The 4,717-nt window shown below is 64.5% G+C and carries 4 protein-coding genes; all 4 read right to left on the bottom strand.

The annotated features are described in order from the left end of the window. A partial coding sequence (locus tag M3498_08270; protein MDQ3459276.1) for a beta-lactamase family protein occupies positions 1–1,050 on the bottom strand: 1,050 nt, incomplete at its 3' end. After that, complete coding sequence (locus M3498_08265; protein MDQ3459275.1) at positions 1,050–2,129, bottom strand: alpha/beta hydrolase; 1,080 nt, start codon at positions 2,127–2,129, stop codon at positions 1,050–1,052. The genes M3498_08265 and M3498_08270, both read right to left, overlap by 1 nt. A 116-nt stretch (positions 2,130–2,245) precedes the next feature. Then, positions 2,246–3,736: a serine hydrolase gene (locus M3498_08260; protein MDQ3459274.1), complete on the bottom strand. Its 1,491-nt coding sequence runs from the start codon at positions 3,734–3,736 to the stop codon at positions 2,246–2,248. 141 nt (positions 3,737–3,877) lie between these two features. Next, the coding region (locus tag M3498_08255; protein MDQ3459273.1) for a hypothetical protein at positions 3,878–4,717 on the bottom strand (840 nt) is incomplete at its 5' end.

Here is a 4,717-nt window from a genome sequence, read left to right as displayed (position 1 = left end):
AATGAGGTTGACGACGGTGCGCGCACCTACCGAGAAGGCTCCTGCATGGCCTAAACGCAGCCGACCAGCGTCGTCATAGCCCACAGTCCACCCCAAGCCGTAGAACGTGGGCTTGGCCGTTATTGGGTGCGCACCGCTAAAGATGAGGGGCTGATGCGTCTGTGCCAGCGCGTCTTCGCTGACTACCTGCTCGCCCTCGAAGGTACCGTCTCCGAGCTGGAGCCGTACCCACTGCGCTAAGTCCCGAGCACTTGAACTTGCCCCGCCTGCGGGTGACTGCGCGTCGGCGTCGCGGGTGAGTTTGGGCGTCCACTCGCCGTCCACCAGGATATGCAGGTGCGCGCGGTTCTCTTGCGCGGCGAAGTCCTCATAGCGCGAACTGGTGCTGCTCATGCCCAGCGGTCTATACAAAATCTCTTCGGAAACCTCTTCCCACGTTTTGCCTGCGGCCTTGGCGGCGGCCACCGCGCCTGCGGTCATGCCGAAGTTGCTGTAGGCGTAGCTCGCGCGAAAGTCGCCCCCAGGCTCCAGATAGCGCAAGCGGCGCAGAATCTCGTCCTGTTCATAGCCGAGCCGCTCGAGGTCATTGCCCGCGTCGCCGGGAAGGCCGCTGCGGTGGGCGTAAAGGTCGCGGACCGTTACATGGTTCGTGACCCACGGGTCAAACATTTGAAACTCGGGGTTGAGGTCAACGATGCGGTCGTCCCAAGCGACCACGCCGTCGCTCACTAAAGCCGCGATGACGGTAGAGCCAACCGGCTTGGACATCGAAGCAAGCTGAAAGACCGTGTTTTCCGTAACACGTTCGCTTTTACCCGCCTCACGCACACCGAAGCCTTTGAGGTAGACCACCTCGTCCTGGTAGACCACGGCGATGGATAAACCGGGGACGCCGGTCTCTCGCAGCGCCTCTTCGGCGAACTGCTCGAGTCTCGGCAAGGCAGCTTGCACCTGCTCGAGCGTCACCTCGTTTTGTGCGTAGACAAATGGGGAAGCTAAGATTAACCCGAAAACCACAGGGGTGATGTTGCACTGTATCGAGACGTTCATCATTCCTCCTTCTGAGCGCTGGTATCTAAATCCAATGTGGTCGAGGCTGCGAGGAAGCGCTCGCCGCCTCGGAGGTCGTAGATGATCTCGTCACTCGCCCGGTCGGCGACGTCACCACCGGCCGCCGCAAGCGACCACGAAGCCGGGTCGCGCACCGCCGTCACCACCTGGCGGATGGCGTCGATCACCAGCTCCGGCTGCTGGAGCTGAACATAGTGCGCGCTTTCGGTGGCGACCATGTAGTGGGCGCCCGGTATGAGCGTGGCGAGCTGCTCCTGTGCCCGCGCCCATGCCCGGTCGAGCGCGTCCGGGTCAAAGCCGAGCCCCTCGGCCGGGATGCCGAAGGACTGTCCCTTGGAAAGGACGGCCAGCGGTATCGAGGCGAGTGGTCGGGCGGCGGCCGCCTCGCGCATCACCGCCGAGGCGGCGGCGAAGTCGAGCGTCTCGTAATCGCGATAGCCTGCCAGCTCCAGCGGCACCTCCGAATTGAGGCGGACGTAGGCCGCCCACTGCGCGGGCGTCAACTGGTCCTGGAGACCTTCGTACCAGGCGTCGACGAGCACCAGCCCGGCCACCTCGCTCGGGTAGGTCGCGGCGTAGAGCCGGACGAACATGCCGCCGAGCGAGTGGCCGACCAGGACATACGGCCCAGGGACGCCCGCCGCGCGCAGGAGGGCGTGCAGGTCGGCGACGACGCTCTTGGCGGTGCGGGGCTGGGGGACGGGGTCGCTGCGGCTGGGATGGAGGACATCCTCGATCACGGACCCCGCCCCCGGCCGCTCGTATATACAGACGCGCGTGAAGGCGGCGACGTCCTGGAAGACCATCGTGCGGGGCATCTCCGGTTGGACGAGGTCGTCGCTCCAGACGGTGGCGGGGGAGCGATAGCCGGCCTCCAGCACCACGGTAGGACTTCCCTCACCTTGGCACTCCAAGTACAGCCGCCGGCCGCCGATGTCCACGAGGCCGGCGAAATCTCCGCCCGCCGCGACCGGCGAAGCGGGCACCGGGGTGGCGGCTTGGGCCCTGACCGGCGTCGGCACACTGAGCGGCAGGATCAGCACAAGGCCGAGGATCAAGGACGAAAACCGGAGCATAGGCGCTTCCCTTCCCGACGAGACGATCCGCAACGACCGCTCCAGCTCCCCGGAGCGCTTCGTCTTCTTCTCGCGCCCGTTCTTGCGCCTAGCCTCCATCATCTGGGGGGCGAGACGCGGGTGAAGGTCCACCGCCCGTCGCCCGTCAGGTCCTCGAGCGCGACCCGTTGCGCCTGACGGTCGGGGCCTATTGTGAAGGTCAAGCCCTCCAGGGGCGCGAGTGACTCGCGCTCCTGGGCATAGGTGAACGTGTCGCGGTCGAAGTGCCGAAGGATAAAAATCTTTTTCTGGGGACCCATTCGCAGGATGAGGCCCCCGTCCCCGATCGCCACCTCGAGCTCGCCGACATAGTCGTTGCTGTAGGTGCCGACATAGGCGCTTAGCGGCATGGCGGGCGACGGCTGGGCCGGCGGGCGGGCGTATACGTTCCCGCCGGCGGTGACGCTGTCCCACCGCGTCTGGTAGGCGGTGTTCCACAAGGAGACCCAGTCGCGGCTCAGCTTCCCGTTCAACGCCAGGTCGTAGAAGCTGGCGACCAGCCCCTCCGGCACCCCGGTGGGAAAGGCGTTTGACAGGACGACGATGCCGAGCCCCTCGGGCGGGAGCAGGCTGACGAAGGTGCGGGCGCCGCGGTCGAAGGCGCCCGCATGACTCCAGAACTCCAGCCCCCCCTGATCGTATTCCACGTCCCAGCCCAGCCCGTAGAAGGTAGGGGCCTCGGTCACCCAATTCGCGCCCTTGGCAATCTGAGGGCGGTGCGTATCGGCCAGGGCGGCGGCCCCGATCACCTGCCTGGTGCCCAGCATGCCTTCACCCAGTTGCAGGCGCATCCACTGGGTCAGGTCGCGCACGCTGGAGCTCACCCCGGCCGACGGGGACTGAGCGTCGGGCTGGCGGGTGAACCGGGCCGCCCAGCCGTTGCCCTCTTTCACATGAGGGAGGGCGCGGTTCGTGGCAGCGGCGTAATCCACGAAGCGAGAGCTCGTGGAGCTCATCCCGAGCGGCCGGTAGAGCAGTTCGGCGGCCGCCGCCTCCCACGACTTGCCGACCGCCTTGGCGGCGGCTATCGCCCCTTCGGTCATGCCGATGTTGGAGTAGGCGTAGCTCGAGCGCAGGCTGCTGGCCGGCTCGACGTAGCGCAGGCGGCGCAGGATCTCGTCCCGTTCGTAGCCCACGCCCTCGAGGTCCTCGCCCGCATTGCCGGGCAGGCCGCTGCGGTGGGCGAAGAAGTCGCGGATCGTCACCTGGCCCGTGACCCATGAGTCCTTGAGGCGGAATTCGGGGTCGTGCACGATGACGGGGTCATCCCAGGAGGCGGCGCCGCTGCTCACAATAGCGGCGACGACCGTCGAGGCAATGGGCTTGGACATCGAGGCGAGCTGGAAGACGGTGTCGGCGTCCACCGCCTCAGGCATACCCACTTCCCGAACGCCGAAGCCCTTGAGGTAGACCACCTGATCGTTATGAACAACGGCGATGGCGAGGCCCGGCACCTGACCCTCCCCCACGGCCTGCGCCGCGAGCTTATCCAGGCTACTGACGGCCGTCTGCACCTGCTGGGGTGTCACCTCGTTTTGTGCGTATGCCAAAGAGGACGCTAGCATCAACCCGACAACCACAGGGATGATGGCGCACGGTAAGCTCGAGAGTTTCATATCCACCAGGTAACTCCTTCGGTGTTCATCGTTTTGTCCTTGATACGCTTTAGAGCACTACGTGGTCACCATTTCTCAGCCCAAATTGCCCGGGATGGCCCAGCCGTTTCTGCTGAGATAAAAGTCCGTCATGTCTATGCCCAGGTCGTCGAACAGGCGCTTGGCAACTAAGTCCGACGGGGCTTTGTATAGATAACAATGGTCGTTCAAAAACCCCGGTTGCCACCCTTTTGGATAATCGTTCATATAGACCCAGGCATAGGCCAGGGTGATGTAATCCCACGGGGAGTTTAGTAGGCGTAAGCGCGCGTCCTCTACCTCGTCATCTAAACTTCTGCCGTAGCTCCCAGTGCCCGTGATGCGCCAGTTGGCGTTCGCGACGGTCTTCCAGACGGAGATCTCGAACTGCTTTTTGGCAGTGGCCACCACCTGGGAGGTGTCTTCCGGCCAGACGAGCGTGCCTGTAGAAATCAGCCCCGCGAAGGTCTTGAGCTTGCCCCAGTTGCTGGCGATGGCGTTCTGGGTGTCTTCCCGCTGCTTCTCGAGGGCGTCGAAGGTGGTGCTGAGGTCGTCGTCCAGTGTGGCGAAGGTGGTGTTCAGGGTGCCGTTCGCCCCACCGGTGGCGGTGTTGTAGAGCCTCCAGCTCAGGTTTATGAGGCCTCCGACAATGGCTCCGAAGGGCGGGGGCACCGTCGCCGCCAAGGCGATCGCCGTCAGAGAGATGAAGGTGTCGAACGCGAACGTCAAGTTCGCGTTCGATCCAGAGGGGATCTCGGCCAAGTTCTGCACCGAATTGATTATGGCGAGTTTGTCGATCGTTGTGTCGATGAGCAGGGAATGCACGTTCCCGCCGGGGCCGTACCAATTGTCCAGGTCGGTGAAGTATCCGCGCTCCTTGAAGAGGTGCTCGAACAC

It is taken from the genome of Deinococcota bacterium (assembly GCA_030858465.1).
Classification (GTDB): Bacteria; Deinococcota; Deinococci; order Deinococcales; family Trueperaceae; genus JALZLY01.
This window is presented reverse-complemented; position numbering and strand designations above follow the sequence as displayed.